The sequence below is a fragment of the Pseudomonas sp. LBUM1640 genome (assembly GCF_059716225.1).
This window is the reverse complement of record NZ_CP166816.1, coordinates 2,696,879-2,715,610: the sequence shown is the minus strand read 5'-3', so window position 1 is coordinate 2,715,610 and position 18,732 is coordinate 2,696,879. Positions and strand designations below refer to the sequence as shown.

General features: G+C 61.7%; 14 protein-coding genes and 2 pseudogenes. 7 read left to right on the top strand and 9 right to left on the bottom strand.

What is annotated here, in order from left to right; genetic code table 11:
- Positions 1–76 precede the first annotated feature (76 nt).
- On the top strand, positions 77–1,675 hold the full coding sequence (gene rtcR / locus ACA065_RS12345) for an RNA repair transcriptional activator RtcR (protein ID WP_497694748.1): 1,599 nt from the start codon (positions 77–79) through the stop codon (positions 1,673–1,675).
- A gap of 1,035 nt (positions 1,676–2,710) precedes the next feature.
- Here the strand turns inward: rtcR and yghU are convergent.
- From yghU to ACA065_RS12330, 3 genes and pseudogenes are all read right to left on the bottom strand, one after another.
- The gene (gene yghU / locus ACA065_RS12340; RefSeq protein ID WP_497694747.1) at positions 2,711–3,547 is read right to left on the bottom strand and encodes a glutathione-dependent disulfide-bond oxidoreductase; all 837 of its coding nucleotides are present in this window, start codon (positions 3,545–3,547) and stop codon (positions 2,711–2,713) included.
- A 2-nt stretch (positions 3,548–3,549) separates the two neighbouring features.
- A pseudogene (locus tag ACA065_RS12335) lies at positions 3,550–3,934 on the bottom strand (TolC family protein); the annotation flags it as partial.
- 142 nt (positions 3,935–4,076) lie between these two features.
- The gene (locus tag ACA065_RS12330; protein WP_497694746.1) at positions 4,077–4,844 is read right to left on the bottom strand and encodes an SDR family NAD(P)-dependent oxidoreductase; all 768 of its coding nucleotides are present in this window, start codon (positions 4,842–4,844) and stop codon (positions 4,077–4,079) included.
- 138 nt (positions 4,845–4,982) lie between these two features.
- On the opposite strand from ACA065_RS12330, the gene ACA065_RS12325 reads away from it, so the two are divergent.
- Positions 4,983–6,131 (top strand): aldose epimerase family protein, encoded by a 1,149-nt coding sequence (locus tag ACA065_RS12325; protein ID WP_497694745.1) that lies wholly within the window; start codon positions 4,983–4,985, stop codon positions 6,129–6,131.
- Between the two features lie 476 nt (positions 6,132–6,607).
- On the opposite strand, the gene ACA065_RS12320 is transcribed toward ACA065_RS12325, so the two are convergent.
- From ACA065_RS12320 to ACA065_RS12300, 5 genes are read right to left on the bottom strand one after another with little or no spacing between them, the layout of a single operon-like run.
- Positions 6,608–7,612, bottom strand: coding sequence for a substrate-binding domain-containing protein (locus tag ACA065_RS12320; protein ID WP_497694744.1), 1,005 nt, complete (start codon positions 7,610–7,612; stop codon positions 6,608–6,610).
- A 38-nt stretch (positions 7,613–7,650) separates the two neighbouring features.
- Complete coding sequence (locus tag ACA065_RS12315; protein WP_497694743.1) at positions 7,651–8,514, bottom strand: SMP-30/gluconolactonase/LRE family protein; 864 nt, start codon at positions 8,512–8,514, stop codon at positions 7,651–7,653.
- Between the two features lie 15 nt (positions 8,515–8,529).
- Positions 8,530–10,110, bottom strand: a complete 1,581-nt coding sequence (locus ACA065_RS12310; RefSeq protein WP_497694742.1) for an aldehyde dehydrogenase (NADP(+)) — start codon at positions 10,108–10,110, stop codon at positions 8,530–8,532.
- 10 nt (positions 10,111–10,120) lie between these two features.
- The gene (araD1, locus tag ACA065_RS12305) at positions 10,121–11,113 is read right to left on the bottom strand and encodes an AraD1 family protein (RefSeq protein ID WP_497694741.1); all 993 of its coding nucleotides are present in this window, start codon (positions 11,111–11,113) and stop codon (positions 10,121–10,123) included.
- A 15-nt stretch (positions 11,114–11,128) separates the two neighbouring features.
- Positions 11,129–12,451, bottom strand: coding sequence for an MFS transporter (locus ACA065_RS12300; protein WP_497694740.1), 1,323 nt, complete (start codon positions 12,449–12,451; stop codon positions 11,129–11,131).
- Positions 12,452–12,644: 193 nt separating this feature from the next.
- Here ACA065_RS12300 and ACA065_RS12295 point away from each other — a divergent pair, with 193 nt between their 5' ends.
- Genes ACA065_RS12295 through ACA065_RS12285 form a run of 3 tightly spaced genes read left to right on the top strand, consistent with a single transcriptional unit; the run spans position 12,645 to position 15,877 of the window.
- A complete protein-coding gene (locus tag ACA065_RS12295) occupies positions 12,645–14,381 on the top strand; it encodes an IlvD/Edd family dehydratase (RefSeq protein WP_497694739.1) in 1,737 nt (578 codons plus the stop codon).
- Positions 14,382–14,428: 47 nt separating this feature from the next.
- Entirely contained in the window at positions 14,429–15,151 is a 723-nt protein-coding gene (locus ACA065_RS12290; RefSeq protein WP_094952623.1) for a FadR/GntR family transcriptional regulator, read from the top strand.
- 42 nt (positions 15,152–15,193) lie between these two features.
- The gene (locus ACA065_RS12285) at positions 15,194–15,877 is read left to right on the top strand and encodes an SOS response-associated peptidase (protein WP_497694738.1); all 684 of its coding nucleotides are present in this window, start codon (positions 15,194–15,196) and stop codon (positions 15,875–15,877) included.
- Here ACA065_RS12285 and ACA065_RS12280 read toward each other — a convergent pair.
- A complete protein-coding gene (locus tag ACA065_RS12280; protein WP_497694737.1) occupies positions 15,859–16,338 on the bottom strand; it encodes a metallophosphoesterase family protein in 480 nt (159 codons plus the stop codon). The genes ACA065_RS12285 and ACA065_RS12280 overlap by 19 nt on opposite strands.
- Positions 16,339–16,468: 130 nt before the next feature.
- On the opposite strand from ACA065_RS12280, the gene ACA065_RS12275 reads away from it, so the two are divergent.
- Both ACA065_RS12275 and ACA065_RS12270 read left to right on the top strand, forming a co-directional pair.
- Positions 16,469–17,359 (top strand): bestrophin family protein, encoded by an 891-nt coding sequence (locus tag ACA065_RS12275; protein WP_497694736.1) that lies wholly within the window; start codon positions 16,469–16,471, stop codon positions 17,357–17,359.
- A gap of 154 nt (positions 17,360–17,513) precedes the next feature.
- Positions 17,514–18,545: pseudogene (locus tag ACA065_RS12270) on the top strand (cache domain-containing protein); the annotation flags it as partial.
- Positions 18,546–18,732: the final 187 nt, after the last annotated feature.

Here is an 18,732-nt window from a genome sequence, read left to right as displayed (position 1 = left end):
ATTAACTAAAAAGCGGTGACAAAACTGCCAGCCTATTTCTATCCTTATCTATCGTTATTTATATTTTGGTCTAGCCATGAAACACAAGCGCACGGTCGCCATCGGGTTTATCGGTTCCAAACTGGATCGCGTCGGCAAGGGCGCCAACCGCTGGAACCATTGGCGCCCCAGCGTCGGCCTGTGCCAACAAGCCGATGTGCTGATTGATCGCCTGGAGCTGATCCACGACGTCGATGCCCGCGACGTCAGCCTCGCCGAACGGGTGCGCGCCGACATCCTGCAGATCTCACCGCACACCGAGGTGCGCCTGCACGCGATGCCGCTGCACAACCCTTGGGACTTTGAAGAGGTCTACGCCGCGCTGCATGACTTCACCACCGACTATGCCTTCAATACCGAACACGAGGACTACCTCGTGCACATCACCACCGGCACCCACGTCGCGCAAATTTGCTGGTTCCTGCTGACCGAGGCGCGCAACCTGCCGGCGCGCTTGATCCAGACCGCGCCTGCACGGCGTGGCGATGACACCGCGCCGGCCACCGGCACCCACACACTGATCGACCTTGACCTGTCGCGCTACGACCGCATTGCCTCGCGCTTTGCCCACAAACGCCTGGAGGGCCTGGCGTTTCTCAAGTCGGGGATTGCCACGCGCAATGTCGCCTTCAACGGCTCCATCGAACAGATCGAACGCGTTGCGGTGCGCTCCAAGGCGCCGATGCTGCTGATCGGCCCCACTGGCGCCGGCAAGTCATTCCTGGCCCGGCGCATCTACGAACTCAAGCGCAGCCGCCACCAAGTGCAAGGGCGCTTTGTCGAAGTGAACTGCGCCACCCTGCGTGGCGACGGTGCGATGTCGGCACTGTTCGGGCACATCAAGGGCGCCTTCACCGGCGCCCAAAACGCACGGGACGGCCTGCTGCGCGCGGCGGACGGCGGCATGCTGTTCCTCGATGAAATCGGCGAGCTGGGGCTGGACGAGCAAGCCATGCTGCTCAAGGCCATCGAAGAAAAACGCTTTTACCCACTGGGCGCCGACCAGGAGGTAGCCAGTGACTTCCTGATCATCGCCGGCACCCACCGCGACCTGCGCGGGCGGGTGGCCCAGGGGCTGTTTCGCGAAGACCTGTATGCGCGTATCAACCTGTGGACCTTTGACCTGCCCGGCCTGGCGGGCCGCCGTGAGGATATCGAACCCAACCTCGATTTCGAACTGGAGCGCCACGCCCGCGAGCAAGGCCGCCGCGTGCGCTTCAACCTGGAAGCACGGCGCCGTTACTTGGCGTTCGCCTGCTCCAGCGAAGCGGCGTGGCTGGGTAACTTTCGTGAGTTGTCTGCGTCGATCACGCGTATGGCGACGTTGGCGGACAGTGGGCGTATTGATGAGGCCCAGGCTGAAGAGGAAATTCAACGGTTGCGCTATGCCTGGGGCCTGTCTGCGCCGCTGGCTGAATGGCAGGCCTTGCTACCTGCGGATCTGGATCTGTTTGATCAGTTGCAACTGAAGGCGGTGATTGAGGTGTGCTTGCAGGCAGACAGCCTGTCCGATGCGGGGCGCCGGCTGTTCGGTGTGTCGCGACAGGCCAAGGCGCAGCCGAATGACGCGGACCGTTTACGCAAGTACCTGGCGCGGTTTGCGATTGATTGGAAGCAGTTGGTAGCGCTCAAGTAGAGCGGGTTGTTTTGACGGGTTTGGGTGCATATCCGTTATTTGGGTGATGGCTGAAATGGGTTCCGCCCTTACGGCGGGTCACTTTGGAAAAGCACCAAAGTAACCAAAGTGCTCTTGCCCCACCACTCGGCACCTCGCTGTGGCTCGGTGTGCCCGAACGCAGGCATCACGAAGCGGGCCGCCGCGACGGGGCGTCCCTGCCCCGTCGCGGCTAAACCGGCGTCCTGCCGGTTTACCCGCTCCGTAATACCTGCGTTCGGCCAGCGTGGTTAACGGGGCGCCTAAGATCAAAATCAAGATCAAAATCTACAGCACGGCGGCCTAGTAGCCGACCTGAGTGGTTGAATCAAAAGCAAAGCCAAGGCGGCCTGACAGCCGACCTGTTGTTGGAAACTGAACTCGGTTAACTGTGGGAGGGGCTTGCTCCCGATGGCGGTGTGTCAGTCAGCTTATTTGTAAATGACCCACCGCATTCGCGAGCAAGCCCGCTCCCACATTTGGAGCTCAGTACATCAGGTAGATGTGTGTGTACTCGGTCAAATGTGGGAGCTGGCTTGTCGGACCGCCGAACCGCTGCGAAGGCATCAACTGGGTTTGCCTGATATACCGAGGTGTCTGCATCGCAGGCAAGCCAGCTCCCACAGAAAAGCAGCTCTGTTTTTGATCTGTTCCTGCTGTGCTGTTGCCCTGCTTTTGCTTCAACCACTCAGGTCGGCTACCAGGCCGCCGTGCTGTAGATTTTGATCTTGATCTGACAGGCCCCGTTAACCACGATGGCCGAACGCAGGCTTGAATCCGTGGGTAACCCGGCAGGACGCCGGGTTAGCCGCGCTGGGCCAAGGATGGCCCATCGCGGCGGCCCACGGATTCAAGCCGGAGTGAGGGCATGCCGAGCCTTAGCGAGGCACCGAGTGGTGGGGCAAAGACCTTTTGGTTACTTTTGGGGCGTTTGCCAAAAGTGACCCGCCGTAAGGGCGGAACCCTAATCCGCCATTACCGCAGCAACGGATATGTACTCAACCAAAAAAAACCCCATCAGTCCAAATCACTAGCATCATGCCGCTCACGCAACTGCTCCGAAACCTCCCCCGAAACCCGATTCACCCTGCGCCCCCGCTGCACCGCAGGCCTCAGCTCAATCGCCTCAGCCCAACGCAGTACATGCTTGTACTCATGCACCGATAAAAACTCCGCCGACGCCCCATACAAGCGGCCTTTGACCAACCCACCATACCAAGGCCAAATCGCAATATCGGCAATGGTGTACTCATCCCCCGCAATATACTCACTCACCGCCAACCGCTGATCCAGCACATCCAGCTGCCGCTTGGTCTCCATGGCAAACCGATTAATCGCATACTCCATCTTGCTCGGCGCATACGCATAAAAATGCCCAAACCCACCGCCCAGATACGGCGCGCTGCCCATCTGCCAGAACAACCACGACAAACACTCCGCACGCGCCGCAGGCTCAGTCGGCAAAAACGCCCCAAACTTCTCCGCCAGGTACTGCAAAATCGCCCCCGACTCAAACACCCGAATCGGCGTATCGCCACTGCGATCCAGCAACGCCGGGATCTTCGAGTTCGGGTTCACCGCCACAAACCCACTGCCAAACTGATCACCGTCACCGATCTTGATCAGCCAGGCATCGTATTCCGCGCCGGTATGCCCCAAGGCCAACAACTCTTCCAGCAAAATAGTGACCTTCTGCCCATTGGGCGTGGCCAGGGAATACAGCTGCAGAGGGTGCTTGCCGACCGGCAGCTCCTGGTCATGCGTCGCACCGGCGATAGGCCGGTTGATACTGGCAAAGGTGCCGCCGCTTTCAGTGTCCCAGGTCCAGACTTTCGGGGGTACGTACTCGGTCATGCTCACTTCTCCTTAGTTTCAATAGGGTTCGACGCAGCCAATTGAGCCACATTCCAGCCGCCGCCCAGCGCCTTGATCAGGCCCACATTGGCGCTCAATTGCTAAGTTTGCAATTGCAAAACACTGCGCTTGGCTTCCAGCGCCGCCATCAAACAGCGTGCCCACCAGTGACGGGCCGATAGCCCAGAACAGGTTCGGCGCGCTGAGCAAGCGGGCAAACTCATCACTCTGATAACCGCCTTGGGCGCTCAAAGTGACCTGCGGGAACCACGCCGCCTTGGCGACGCCAATCCGCGCATTGGCCGCAGCAATGCGACGCTCGGCGGCAGCGATATCCGGGCGGCGTTGCAACAGGCTGGAAGGCACCCCGGTCGGCACATTCGGCAAGACTTTGGCGCGGCCTGAATTCAAGGCTGCGGCGACCGCGTTTGAACAAAAAATCCGCCACTGCCGGTCCCAACCTGCAGCGCCTTGCCAGTCAACTGGAACGCCACCCTGCCTTCAAGAAGTACCCCATCGAATAACCGGCCTACACCCAACCGCCGTCCACAATAAAGTTCTGCGCCGAACACATCGCCGACACATCGGAGGCAAGAAACAGCGCCATATTGGCGATGTGCTCGGGCAATACACTGCCGGGCAAACACTGGCTGCGGCTGATCAATTCCTTGGCCGCATCGTCGACCCACATCGCCAGCTGTTTCTCTGTCATCACCCAACCCGGCACCAAGGTGTTCACCCGAATACGGCTGGGGCCCAGCTCCCGCGCCAGCGCTCGGGTCATGCCATGGGCCGCCGCCTTGCTGGCGGCGTACACCGGGTAGCCGGCGGAGGCCATCATCCAACCGACCGAACCCAGGTTGATAATTGCCCCGCCGCCCGCGCTTTTCATCATCGGCACCACCGCTTTGGCGGCGAAGAATGCATGCTTGAGGTTGACCGCGATCAGCCTGTCGAACATCTGCGAGTCGATTTCCTCCAGGCTGTGGCGCACGTCGTTGGCCGCGTTGTTCACCAGCACGGTGATCGGCCCCAGCGTGTGTTCAAAACGCGCTATCGCGGCCTTGTAGGCGATTTCATCGGTGATGTCGCAACACACGAACTCAACGCTATGCCCCTGGGCACTCAACAACGCCGCCAGCCGCTCGCCCTGGCTCTGCGCGCGATCCACAAAGGCCACCTTGGCGCCCTGCGCGGCGAAGGCGCGCACCATGAATTCGCCAATGCCCGAGGCACCTCCGGAAATCAATACGGCCTTACCCTGAAGGTCGGGATAAACGGCCTGTTCAGTACTCATATAACGATTGCCTCGATCAATTAGTCTTATTTTATTTTGCGTAATCGGCGTTAAAGGCTATAAATTCGCTGTCAACCTGACGAAATATCGCACATTAGTAGAACTATTCCACTCAAAACAACAAAAGGAAGTTCGACCATGAAGCACCCTAGACACCTGCTTTCGGGCCTCGCCCTGTCCATGTTGATTGCCAGCGGCGCCGCCCAGGCCGCAGGGCTTACCAGCGAACACAAGCCATTCGGCAAAACCAACGACGGCACCGCCGTCGAGCAATACATCTTGCGCAACAGCCATGGCATGCAAGCCACGGTAATCACTTACGGCGGCGTGTTGCAGTCGCTGAAAGTGCCGGACAAAAACGGCAACGTCGATGACGTGGTACTCGGTTTCGATGACGTGCAGGGCTACCAGAGTGGCACGGCGTTTTTCGGTGCGACCATCGGGCGCTTCGGCAATCGCCTCGCCGGTGGCGCCTTCGAACTTGACGGCAAACGCTACCAGGTGCCGCTCAACGATGGCCCCAACTCGCTGCATGGCGGCGCGCAGGGGTTCGACAAGCACGTGTGGCAAGCCGAGCCGGTCAAGGGCAAGGACTCGGTCGGCGTGAAGCTGAGCTACCTGTCCAAGGACGGTGAAATGGGCTTCCCCGGCAACCTGAAGACCGAGGTCACCTACAGCCTCAACGATAAAAACGAACTGCACATCGCCTACACGGCCAGCACCGACAAACCGACGGTGCTGAACCTCACCAACCACAGCTACTTCAACCTTGCCGGCGCAGGCAATGGCGACATCCTCAAGCAAGTCGCGACCTTGCATGCCAGCCACTACACGCCGGTGAATGCCACCTTGATCCCGACCGGCGAACTGGCCCCGGTCAAGGGCACGCCGATGGATTTCCTCAAACCTACGCCTATCGGTCAGCATATCAAGGACGACCACCCGCAGCTCAAGTTCGCCGAGCCCAAACAAGGCGGGTTTGACTTCAACTGGGCACTGGATAACAAAGGCGATATCAAGCAACTCGCCGCCGATATACATGACCCGGCGTCCGGCCGACGTTTGCAGCTCTACACCACCGAGCCGGGTGTGCAGTTCTACACCAGCAACTTCCTGGATGGCACGGTCAAGGGTAAAGCTGGCAAAACCTATGCGCACTGGAGCGCGTTTACCCTGGAGACGCAGCACTTCCCGGATGCGCCCAACCAACCCAAATTTGCCTCGACTCGCTTGAACCCGGGGCAAACCTACACCCACAACACCGTGTTCAAATTCTCCGCCGATTAAACGGTGGGGGCTGGCTTATCGGATCGCCGCACCGCTGCGATGGCACCGACTGGTTTTGCCTGATGGACCGAGGTGCCTGCATCGCAGGCAAGCCAGCTCCCACAGAAATGCAGAGCACTGCGGTGCTGGCAGCTGAACTCGGTCAAATTGTGGGAGCGGGCTTGCTCGCGAATGCGGTGGATCAGTTACAGATAAGCTGACTGACCCACCGCATTCGCGAGCAAGCCCGCTCCCACATTTGGAGCTCAGTACATCAGGTAGATGTGTGTACTCGGTCAAAGGTGGGAGCTGGCTTGTCGGACCGCCGAACCGCTGCGATGGCATCAACTGGTTATGCCTGATGCACCGAGGTGCCTGCATCGCAGGCAAGCCAGCTCCTACAGAAAAGCAGAGCACCGCGGTGCTGGCATCTGAACTCGGACAAAACTGTGGGAGCGGCGGTGCGAGCAAGCCAGCGCCCACATTTTTTGATTGCCTCAGTTCCACAGGCCGATTTTTTCCAGCTCCTGCTTGAAGTTCTCGCGGGTGATCAGCGTCACTTCATCCATGGCGGTGTACTTCGGGGGTTCCTTGCCGGTGGTGACCCAGTCGAACATCATCTTCGCGGTGTTGTAGCCTTCAATGTGCGGGCTTGGCAGCATCGAGCCGAAGAAGCCGCTGTCAGGCTTTTTCAGTTCGCCGATGGCATCGGTGCCATTGATACCGATGCCGATGACGTTGGCGGCGGCAAAACCGGCCGTTTCAGTGGCGCGTACGCCGCCGAGCACGGTGTTGTCGTTCATGCCACCGATGATCAGGTTCTTGGCGCCGCTTGGCAGCTTGACCAGTGCCGAGTTGGTGGCGTCCATGCTGCCCGGTACGTCGAGGGTCTTGGCGGCGGTGAACAGAATGTGGTCCTTGGGAACGCCGGCCTCTTCCAGGGATTTGACCGAGCCGTCAGTGCGTTTTTTTCCGGTGTCGAGTTCGTTGAAGGTGTTGATCACCGCATAGGTGTCCTTCCAGTCCCAGCCGCGCTTTTTCGCCTCGGCCGCCATCGCCGCGCCCTGCTTCTGGCCGACCTCAAACGCGGCCATGCCCAGGTACGGCACGTCCTCCATGAAGTTGCCCTTGGCATCGACGAAGCGATCATCCACCGCAATCACTTTCAAGCCGTTGGCCTTGGCCTTGGCGACAATCGCCGGGCCCAGAGACACGTCCGGCGGGCAGATCACAAAGCCCTTGGCGCCGTTGGCCGCCAGGCTGTCGATAGCCGAAAGGGTTTTCTCGCCATCGGGCACGGCGATCTTGATCACCTTGAAGCCATGCTCCTTGCCGGCTTTTTCGGCAAAGGCCCATTCGGTCTGGAACCACGGTTCTTCAGCCTGCTTGACCAGAAAGCCGATCTTCACTTCTTCGGCGGCCAGCAACAGGCCGCTCAAGCTCAGGGCTGACACCGCCACAGCGGCGCAGCAAAGGGAACGCAAACCACGACGACGATTCATACGGGTGACTCCTTGTTGTTGTTTTTGAATGTCAGGATTTAACCGGCAAAGCGGTGACAGGGTTTGCCTGGCACGTCGACCTCGATGGCTAATACCGCGCCATCCAAGGGGTGATCCAATGGGCTGGCGGCGCTGGTGATATAGAGCGTGGTGAGGTTCGGGCCACCGAATACACAACTGGTGGGACGGCTGACGGGCAGTTCGATGACGCGGTCCACTGCACCGTCCGGCGTCAGGCGCAGCAGGCAACTGCCGTCCCAACGGGCGTTCCAGATGTAGCCCTGGCTGTCCATCGCCGAGCCGTCCGGGCCGCCGCGTGAATGCGGGCCGAACCACACGTGCGCCGGGTCGAGCTGGCCACCCGCCTGGATCGAGTGTCGGTAGAGCGTGCCGTCCAGGCTGTCGCCGAAATGCACCTGAGTGCCGTCCTCGTTCCACAGCAAAGTATTGGGAATGCCCAGGCCGTGCAGCAGCGGCGTGACCTGCGCATCGGCATCAATGCGAAACAGGCCGCCGGAACGCCGCGTGATCGGCAGGTCTTCGCCCTGCTCGCCAATGTTGTTCTGCATGGTGCCCAGCCACAGACGGCCTTGGGCATCGCAGCGCGCTTCATTGCCACGGTTGCCGGGTTGCGGGTCGGCCACGCACAGCAGGGTCAGGGCTTCGGTTTCAAGGTTCAGCCGGTACACGCCGCTGCTCAGCGTGACCAACGCATCGCCGCTTTCACACGGGATGAACGCCGAGACGTGCTCAGGCAACTGCCAGATCTGCAAGTGCCCGCCCAGCAGACGCAGCGCCTGTTTGCCGGCGATATTGACCCAATACAGTGCCTGGGTCGGCACGTCCCAAAACGGGCCCTCCCCCAACTGCGCTCGGTGCGCAGTGACTGCGGTACACGACATAAAACCTCCTGGTGTCTACAGTGGGTCGCGCGATGGCGTGCCATCTACCAGCCGCTGGATACGCAACGGGTTGGCGTTTTTCAACGCGTCGGGCAGCAGGCTATCAGGGTAATTCTGCAAGCACACGGGGCGCAGGAAGCGGTCGATGGCCAGGCTGCCGACCGAGGTGCCACGCGCATCCGAGGTGGCGGGGTAAGGGCCGCCGTGGACCATGGAGTCGCAGACCTCAACGCCGGTCGGGTAACCATTGAGCAGGATGCGGCCAACCTTCTGCTCCAGCAACGGCGTCAGTTCAGGGAACTGCGCAAAGTCGGCTGGCTCGCCAATGATCGTCGCCGTCAGTTGACCGCGCAGGCCGTGCAAGGCGGCGCTGAGTTGGGCCTGGTCAGCCACTTCCACGAACACGGTCGTCGGGCCGAACACTTCTTCCTGCAGCACTTCATCGCCGTCGATCAGCAGGCTGGCTTGGGCCTTGAACAGCTGCGGTTGCGCCTGATTGCCCGCCTGGGCAGCGCCCGCCAGATGCTGGATGCCAGGGTGCGCGAGCAGCGTTTTAAGGCCTTTGCCGTAGCTGCCGAGGGTGCCAGCGTTGAGCATGGTTTGCGCGGGTTGATCGCCGATCAGCTGCGCCACTTGCTGGGTGAACGTGGTAAAGGCTGGCGAGGCAATGCCGATCACCAAGCCAGGGTTGGTGCAGAACTGGCCACAGCCTTGCACCACTGAGGCGGTCAGGTCGCGGGCGATCGTTTGCGCCCGCGCCTGCAAGGCCTGGGGCAACACGATGACCGGGTTGATGCTCGACATCTCGGCAAACACCGGGATCGGCTGCGGGCGTGCCGCTGCCATGTCGCACAACGCGCGGCCGCCCTTGAGTGAGCCGGTAAAGCCGACGGCCTGGATCGCCGGGTGCTTGACCAGCGCCTCACCGACGCCGCCGCCGAAGATCATATTGAACACGCCGGCCGGCATTTCGGTGGCTTCGGCCGCCCGCAGGATGGCATCGGCAACGCGCTCGGCGGTCGCCATGTGCCCGCTGTGGGCCTTGAACACCACCGGGCAACCCGCCGCCAGCGCAGCCGCCGTGTCGCCACCCGCCGTGGAAAACGCCAGGGGAAAGTTGCTCGCGCCAAACACGGCCACCGGGCCCAGGCCGATGCGGTAGTGGCGCAGGTCCGGGCGCGGCACTGGCTGGCGGTCGGGCAAGGCGCTGTCGATGCGTGCGCCGTAGAAATCACCGCGCCGCAGCACTGTTGCGAACAGGCGCATCTGGCCGCTGGTACGCCCGCGTTCGCCTTTGATACGCGCGGCAGGTAAAGCGGTTTCGCGGCAGACCAGCTCGACGAAATCATCACCCAGCGCGTCCAGCTCATCGGCTATTGCATCGAGAAACTGCGCGCGGCGCGAGGCACTCAACGTACGGTACGCCGGGTAAGCGGCGGCGGCGGCCTTGGCGGCGGCGTCGACTTCCTCCGGGGTGGCTTGGTAAAACACTTGGGCCAAGGCTTCGCCGCTGTTGGCGTCGATGCTTTTGAGCGTAACGCCGCCGTTGGCGCTGCGCTGGCCGCCGATGTAGTTGTGGCCGAGGAACTGGGTCATGGTGCTCTCCTTAAAGGGGGATGACAGTGCCGGGTTCGAACGCCGCGTCGGCCTTGCCGACAGTGTTGACCAGCGGCGCCCCGAATTCGGCCTGGCTGATCTCGAACACATCGCCCGGTTGGGTACGTATACCGTCAGCGAATGACAGCGTGGCGGTGCCGAAGAAATGAATGTGCACATCGCCAGGCGTCAGGAACTGGCTGTATTTGAAGTGGTGGTATTCGAGGTTTTCCAGGCTGTGGCACATATTGGCCTCGCCACTGAGGAATTCGTTCCGCCAGATTTCCTCACCGTCACGCAGGATGCGGCTGGTGCCCGCCAGGTGCTGGGGCAAATCACCCACGCGCAGTTCCGGGCCATAGCTGCAACTGCGCAGTTTGGAGTGGGCCAGGTACAGGTAGTTTTTGCGCTCCATCACATGGTCGGAAAACTCGTTGCCCACGGCGAAGCCCAGTCGATAGGGTTTGCCGTCGTGGCCAATCACGTAGAGGCCGCCGATTTCCGGCTCTTCACCGGCGTCGTCGGCAAACGGCGGCACCGGGAACGCCTGGCCCGGGCGCACCACGATGCTGCCGTCGCCCTTGTAGAACCATTCCGGTTGTACGCCTGCTTGGCCGGCCGGTGGTTTGCCGCCCTCCACGCCCCATTTGAAGATGCGCATGGTGTCAGTCAGGGCGCTGTCGTCAGCGGCATGCTGGTGCATTTTGTCCCGCGCCGAGGCACTGCCCAGGTGGGTCAGGCCGGTGCCACTGATGAGCATGTGGGCCGGGTCCGGGTGGTCGAGTGGCGGCAGGATTTTCAGGTCGGCGAGCAACGCGGCGTAGTCGTAGCTGTTGCCCAGGCCCAAACGGTCGACCTGTTGCTGCAACTTGACGCCCGCCTCGATGGCCGCCAGCGCCAACTCACGCACGCTGCGTGCGGTCTGCACTTCGCGCAGTTTGCTGCCTTGCACCACGCCGACGCGGCGCTCACCATTACGCAATTCGAACTGAACTAAACGCATCAAACTTCTCCAGGATTAAGTCCGCGTGGCGCCACGCGCACTGGCGGCGAATTGGTCGGCGGGCAGCACGTGCTTGCGCTCCAACACGCGGTAGACCACGCCGGTCAAGACAAGCCCGAACACCATCACGCCGGACAAGAAATACAAACCCGAAGCCAGGTTGCCGGTGTGCTCCTTGAGCGCGCCGATCACAAACGGGCCGATATAGCCGCCGAGGTTGCCCACCGAGTTGATCAGCGCAATGCCCGCCGCCGCACTGGCGCCGGCGAAGAACCGCCCCGGCAAGGTCCAGAACACCGCCGTGCAGGAGAACAGCGCGAACGCCGCCAGGCACAGCGCGGCCATTTGCAGCACCGGCACACTCAGCCAGGCACTGAAGAAAAGGCCAATGGCACCCAGCACATAGAGCACGGCGAGGTGGCCGTAACGGTCATTCAGACGGTCGGAACTGCGCGGGATGATCAGCAGCCCGATGATGCCGAAAATGTACGGCACCGCTGAGACGAAACCGGTCACCAGGTCACTCCCGCCGAACTGCTTGATCAGCGTCGGCAGCCACAGGCCCAGCCCATAGATGCTCAAGGTCACCGGCAGGTAGAACAGCGCCAGCAGCAACACGCGTTTGTCTTTCAGCGCATGCAGCGGGTTGCCATGGCGAGTCTGGCCGTACGCTTGCAGGTCTTTATTGAGCTCGCCGGTAAGCCAGGTTTTCTCGTCCTCGCTCATCCACTTGACCTGCTGGGGGCCGTCCGGCAAAAAACGCAGCACCGGCCAGGTCAGCAGCAAAGCCGGGGTGCCGATGACGATAAACAGCCACTGCCAGCCGTGCAGGCCGAGGATGCCGTCCATGCCCAACAAGCCGCCGGACACGGGGCCGGTGATCATCATCGCAATGGGTTGGGACAGGATAAACAGCCCGAGAATCTTGCCGCGATGGCGCACCGGGAACCATTGGGTGATGTAGTACAGCACGCCCGGAAAGAACCCCGCCTCTGCCGCGCCGAGCAAAAAGCGCATCACATAAAAGCTCTGCGGCCCTTGCACGAAGGCCATGCCGATGGTGATCGCGCCCCAGGTCAGCATGATGCGCGCGAACCAGCGCCGCGCGCCGAAGCGGTCGAGCATCAGGTTGCTGGGAATCTCGAAAAGAAAATAGCCAATAAAGAACAGCCCGGCGCCTAAACCATAAGCCGCATCACCGATGCCCACGTCGGCGCCCATGTGCAATTTGGCAAAGCCCACGGCGGAGCGGTCCACGTAGGCGATCAGGTACAGCAGGATCAGGAAGGGAATCAGTTTCAGCGTGATGCGCCGTATAAGCCGCAGTTCCTGGCTCATGGGGGTCGATCTCCGATTGTTGTTTTTATAGAAGCTCGGGGGCCGCCTCCGGCGAAATTCAGCCAGGGTCACGCCTCAGTTGAGGTCGACTATATAGTATGACTATTTGCAAAACAACACTTCCAAACCCACGATTTTGCGCTTATGTTTAAACGAATTTAGAACATATAGTCATACAATAAGAGAGTCGATCATGCCTGATAAAAAGCCCGCCCTGCGCTCTGCCCAGTGGTTTGGCACCGCCGACAAGAACGGTTTCATGTACCGCAGCTGGATGAAGAACCAGGGCATTGCTGACCATCAGTTCCATGGCAAGCCGATCATCGGCATCTGCAATACCTGGTCGGAGCTGACCCCGTGCAACGCGCATTTCCGCCAGATCGCCGAGCACGTCAAACGCGGCGTGATCGAGGCCGGAGGCTTCCCGGTGGAATTCCCGGTGTTCTCCAACGGTGAATCCAACCTGCGCCCCACCGCCATGCTCACCCGCAACCTGGCGAGCATGGACGTGGAAGAGGCGATTCGCGGCAACCCCATTGACGGCGTCGTGCTGCTGACCGGTTGCGACAAAACCACCCCGGCGCTGCTGATGGGCGCGGCCAGTTGCGACGTGCCGGCCATCGTCGTCACCGGTGGGCCGATGCTCAACGGCAAGCACAAAGGCCAGGACATCGGCTCGGGCACGGTGGTGTGGCAGCTCAGTGAACAGGTCAAGGCCGGCACGATCACCCTGGATGATTTCCTCGCGGCCGAAGGCGGCATGTCGCGCTCGGCCGGCACCTGCAACACCATGGGCACCGCGTCGACCATGGCCTGCATGGCCGAGGCACTGGGCACTTCCCTGCCCCACAACGCAGCGATTCCAGCGGTGGATGCGCGGCGCTATGTGCTGGCGCATATGTCCGGCATGCGTGCGGTAGAGATGGTGCGCGAAGACTTGAAGCTGTCGAAGATCCTCACCAAAGAGGCGTTTGAAAATGCGATCCGCGTCAATGCGGCTATCGGTGGTTCGACCAACGCGGTGATCCACTTGAAAGCCATCGCCGGGCGCATCGGCGTCCAGCTCGACCTGGATGACTGGACGCGCATGGGCCGTGGCATGCCGACGATTGTTGACCTGCAGCCGTCGGGGCGTTTCCTGATGGAAGAGTTCTACTATGCCGGCGGCCTGCCCGCCGTGCTGCGCCGCCTGGGCGAGGCTAACCTGATCCCGCACCCGAATGCCTTGACCGTCAACGGCAAATCCCTGGGCGAAAACACCAAGGACTCGCCGATCTACGGCCAGGACGAAGTGATCCGCACGCTCGACAACCCAATCCGCGCCGACGGCGGTATTTGCGTGCTGCGCGGCAACCTCGCGCCGCTGGGCGCCGTGCTCAAGCCGTCGGCCGCCAGCGCAGAGCTGATGCAGCACCGTGGCCGCGCGGTGGTGTTCGAGGACTTCGACATGTACAAGGCGCGCATCAATGACCCGGAACTGGATGTGGACGCCAACTCGATCCTGGTCATGAAGAACTGCGGGCCCAAGGGTTACCCCGGTATGGCCGAAGTCGGCAACATGGGCTTGCCGGCCAAGCTGCTGGCCCAGGGCGTGACTGACATGGTACGGATTTCCGATGCGCGCATGAGCGGCACGGCCTACGGCACGGTGGTGTTGCATGTGGCACCGGAAGCCGCCGCCGGCGGGCCGTTGGCCACGGTCAAGGAAGGCGACTGGATTGAGCTCGACTGCGCCAATGGCCGCCTGCACCTGGACATCCCCGACGCAGAGCTGGCGGCGCGCATGGCGGACCTGGCGCCACCACAAAAGTTGATCGTCGGCGGCTACCGCCAGCTGTACATCGACCATGTGCTGCAAGCCGACCAAGGCTGTGACTTTGACTTCCTGGTGGGCTGCCGTGGGGCTGAAGTCCCCCGTCATTCCCACTAATTGGGATGCTATGATGCCGCTTATTTAGCCAGAGCCTCCCGTTCGTTATGGATCACCAGCCGCCCAAGCCGCGCAAGAGCATGCATGCCCAGATCGTTCAGGACTTGGGCATGCACATCGTTTCCGGTCGCTTCAAGCCCGAAGAACGCCTGCCCATGGAGGCCACGCTGTGCGAGGAGTACAAGGTCAGCCGCTCGGTGCTGCGTGAGGCGACGCGGGTGCTCAGCGCCAAGGGCCTGGTGTATTCCAAACCACGGGTGGGCGCCGTGGTGCGGCCGCGCTTGAAATGGCACTTGCTCGACCCGGACGTGCTGTCCTGGCTGATGCAGACCACGCCTCACAGCGAGTTCTTCAATACCCTGGCGGGCGTGCGGCGCATCCTCGAACCGGAAATCGCCGCCATGGCGGCGACCACCGCCACCGATGAAGACATCGCCACCATCGAAAAAGCCTACCTGGGCATGGAAACCGCCAAAACCCACGACGCGCTGTTGCAGGCCGACCTGGACTTCCACCGCGCCATCGCCGACGCCACCCGCAACGACCTGCTCGCCTACATGTGCAACATGCTCTCGCTGCCGCTGCGCGAGTCGATCAACATCACCAACCGCCGGCCGGACATCCAGGGCCTGAGCCTGCCGCGCCACAAGGCGATCCTCACCGCCATCCAGAACCGCGACGCCCTCGGCGCCCGGCACGCCTCGCTGGTGCAACTGGATGACACGCGGGTGGCGCTGGACACGGTGATGAACGTGCTGACCCCGCTGTAAATCCATCGTCTACGCTCAGGGGGTCAGTTCGAGGAACCGACCATGTGTGGACGACTTTCGCAGTACCGCGGTATTCATGACTTCGTGGCGGCCTTGAGCATGCCCAATGCCCTGCTCAACAACGTGGGCGAGCTGCCGCTTGAGCGCTACAACGTGGCGCCCTCCACGCCCGTCGCGCTGCTGTACCTGGAAAATGACCGGCGGCATGCCGACCGGGTGCGCTGGGGTTGGCGCCCGCACTGGGCCAAGGACCGCGCGCCACCGATCAATGCGCGGGTCGAAAAAGTCGCCAACGGCCCGTTCTTTCGCGCGATCTGGCCGCACCGCGCGATTGCGCCGGTCGATAACTGGTTTGAATGGGTGGATGAAGGCGGCCCGAAAAAGCAGCCCTACCTGATTCGTCGCCGCGACGGCGCACCGGTGCTGTGTGCCGCCATCGGCCAACTGCCCGACGCCGATGAGGGCGCGGGCGTTGACGATGGGTTTGTGATCATCACCGCCGACAGCGCCGGCGGCATGGTCGATATTCATGATCGCCGGCCGGTGGTGCTGAGCCCCGAGCTGGCCCGCGAATGGCTGGACCCGGCGACCAACCGCGGCCGCGCCGAGCAGATGGTGCTGTTTCAGGGCGAGCCGCCAGAGGTGTTCGAGTGGTTCAAGGTCGACAGCGCGGTCGGCAACCCACGCCACGACGGGCGCCCGGTGATTCAGCCCAGCGGTGACTGAACAGGCTCCAACAGCGCAATCAACTGCGGCTCAATACAAGCCTCAACAATCTCCAGCACCGCGAGTGTCACCGGCAGCTTGAAACGTCGCCGGCCGGCGCTGCCGGGGTTGACGTACAAGGTTGCGCCGCGCCACTCGATCAAGGGCTTGTGCGAGTGGCCGGTGATCACCAGCCGCGTGTGCGGAGCCAGTAACGCGGGCACGTCGGCAATGTCATGCACGACCAGGGTTTGCCAGCCCTTCAGATCAATACTCAGATGGTCCGGCACCTGCTGCGCCCAGGCCGCGTCCAGGTCATTGTTGCCGCGCACCACGTGCACGGGCGCGATGTGCGCCAATTGTTCAAGAATGTCCGGCCCGCCGATATCGCCCGCATGGATGATCTGTTCACAGCCTTGCAACGCCGCTATGGCTTCAGGCCGCAGCAAGCCGTGGGTGTCGGATATCACGCCAATTTTCATAGAGCCTCCTGACGGTTATAAACATTGACCGCACGCGACTTAAACGATTCAGGTCTTTGGCGAACCTTTCCCCCCAAACCAGCGTCCGAGCTAGGGCATTGTTGCTTACCGCTCGCCGCGAGGTCCTCGTTTGAAAGCCGCCATCATCAAAAAATACCGCCTGATTATCAAGACCATGGGCTATGTGGGCTGGGCTTTGTTCTGGTTATTGTTATGGGATGTCGCCGTCACGGTGGATTTCATGCTGTTTCTCACCACCAAGATCAATTTGCCGCTGATGCCGCTGACGCTGCTGGGTTCGGCGCTGGTGGTGCTGATCAGTTTTCGCAACAGCAGCGCCTATAACCGCTGGTGGGAAGCCCGTACGCTGTGGGGCGCGATGGTGAATAACTCGCGCAGTTTTGCCCGCCAGGTGCTGACCTTGCTGGACGACCCGGACGGCGAGGTGAACCCGGTCAAAGCCACCTTGCTACGCCGCCATGTGGCCTATGTGAATTGCCTGGCGGCGCACCTCAAGGGCCAGCCGTGCCCGGATGAGGTGCGGGCATTTATCCCTGCGGACGAATTCGCGCGCAACGGCGCCACCAACAACTTTGCCAATGACATCCTTACCGGCTCGGCGGCGCTGCTGGCCAAGGAGTACAAGGCCGGTCACCTGGACAGCATTCGCCTGGCGCGGCTGGAATCGACCCTTGTGGACTTGTCCAACGCCCAGGGCGGCATGGAGCGTATCGCCAATACGCCGCTGCCCTACCCTTACGTGTATTTCCCGCGCCTGTTCATTTCGCTGTTCTGCCTGATCGTGCCAGTCGGGTTGGTGGAATCGCTGGGCTGGTTCACCCCACTGGCCTCGACGGTGGTGGGCTTTATGCTGCTGGCGATCGAGCGCATCGGCACCGACCTGCAAAGCCCGTTTCACTCCAGTGAGCATCAGATCCAGATGGAAACCATCTGCGAAACCATCGAGAAAAACCTGCAGTCGATGCAGCGTGATGCGCTGGGTGGCGAGCGTATCGGCTGACCGCACGTCTGCCCATCATTTGACGCCTCAAGTGCCCGCTGCCCCGGTCGATACATCGGGGTAAGCATGGGCCGCTTCCCTTCTAAAAAACACATGCGACGCTCACCGCTACCGTTTCCCCTTGCCAAAATTATAAATACCCGCGGGAGAAGTCATGAATATCAAGCAAAAGCTGACCTGGGCGTTTGCCGCTGTCGCGTGCGTGCCGGTTATCCTGGTGGCCGTGCTCGTCGTGTTGAACCTGCGCGAGGGCGCCTTGGCGAATTTCCTCGACAGCAGTGGCCGTGAGATCCGCCAGATCGACAATGGCATGAAGCAATTCTTCGACGGCATCAGCCAGAACGTCGAGTATGTGGCCAAGGACCCGCGTGTTGTCGCGGCTAAAGACCTCAAGAGCTACGCCGGCGCCGATGCTGCGCAAATCCCGCTGACCCCGACAAACACTGAGCTGCTGGCGATTTTCGACCAGTTTGCCAAGAGCCACCCGAGCACCGCCTACCTGTCGCTGGGCTTGAAGGACGGGGGCTACGCCAGCTGGCCTGATGACACCAAACTGAATAACTACGACCCGCGCGTACGCCCCTGGTATCAGGCGGCCCTCGCGGCGCCGGGCAAAACCGTGCGCACCGGTGCCTACTATTGGGCGCCGGACGATGTGTCGCTGATCGGCACCGTGCACACCGTCGCCGACGCCAGCGGCAATGTGCTGGGCGTGGTCGGCCTGGACGTGTCGCTCAAGCAGCTCACGGAACTGGTGAGGAATATCAAGCTCGGTGACAGCGGCTACCTGATGTTGGTGGAAGCCAACGGCAATGTGCTGGTGGACCCCAGCGATGCCAAGCACAACTTCAAGCCCATGGCTGACCTGGGCGCCAACTACGCCGAGCTGGCCAAGCGCGGCGATGGCGTGACCCAGGTCGACATCAATGGCGTGACCTACATGGCCAACGTCGTCAGCTCCAAGGACTTGGGCTGGCGGTTTATCGGCTTGATCAAACGTGATGAAGTGATGGCCCAAGCCTCCAGCCTGACTTGGCTGATCGCCGCCATTGCGGCGGTACTGGCGGTGGTTTTTGCGATTGTCGGCGCCAGCTTTGCCCGGGTCATCGTGCGCCCGATTCGCGGGGTCGCCGATGGCCTGCAAGAGATTGCCGAAGGTGAAGGCGACCTGACCCGTCAACTCAAGGTCGAGGGCAAGGACGAAACAGCCAGCCTGGCAGGCTGGTTCAACCAGTTCCTGAGCATGATCGCCCAGTTGGTGCAGCGTATCGGCAGTGCTTCCAGCGACCTGCAAACGGCCGCCGCCGACACCCGCGAAGTCGCCCATAACATGAACCAGGCCGCCGGCCGCCAGCGCGAAGCCGTGGAACTGG

Coding starts and splice junctions, on each gene's coding strand:
- ACA065_RS12300 (WP_497694740.1), bottom strand. CDS start 12,451: ATGAGCCAGGAACTGCGGCTTATACGGCGCATCACGCTGAAACTGATT.
- ACA065_RS12325 (WP_497694745.1), top strand. CDS start 4,983: ATGAAGCACCCTAGACACCTGCTTTCGGGCCTCGCCCTGTCCATGTTG.
- ACA065_RS12290 (WP_094952623.1), top strand. CDS start 14,429: ATGGATCACCAGCCGCCCAAGCCGCGCAAGAGCATGCATGCCCAGATC.
- rtcR (WP_497694748.1), top strand. CDS start 77: ATGAAACACAAGCGCACGGTCGCCATCGGGTTTATCGGTTCCAAACTG.
- ACA065_RS12320 (WP_497694744.1), bottom strand. CDS start 7,612: ATGAATCGTCGTCGTGGTTTGCGTTCCCTTTGCTGCGCCGCTGTGGCG.
- ACA065_RS12280 (WP_497694737.1), bottom strand. CDS start 16,338: ATGAAAATTGGCGTGATATCCGACACCCACGGCTTGCTGCGGCCTGAA.
- ACA065_RS12330 (WP_497694746.1), bottom strand. CDS start 4,844: ATGAGTACTGAACAGGCCGTTTATCCCGACCTTCAGGGTAAGGCCGTA.
- yghU (WP_497694747.1), bottom strand. CDS start 3,547: ATGACCGAGTACGTACCCCCGAAAGTCTGGACCTGGGACACTGAAAGC.
- araD1 (WP_497694741.1), bottom strand. CDS start 11,113: ATGCGTTTAGTTCAGTTCGAATTGCGTAATGGTGAGCGCCGCGTCGGC.
- ACA065_RS12285 (WP_497694738.1), top strand. CDS start 15,194: ATGTGTGGACGACTTTCGCAGTACCGCGGTATTCATGACTTCGTGGCG.
- ACA065_RS12295 (WP_497694739.1), top strand. CDS start 12,645: ATGCCTGATAAAAAGCCCGCCCTGCGCTCTGCCCAGTGGTTTGGCACC.
- ACA065_RS12310 (WP_497694742.1), bottom strand. CDS start 10,110: ATGACCCAGTTCCTCGGCCACAACTACATCGGCGGCCAGCGCAGCGCC.
- ACA065_RS12315 (WP_497694743.1), bottom strand. CDS start 8,514: ATGTCGTGTACCGCAGTCACTGCGCACCGAGCGCAGTTGGGGGAGGGC.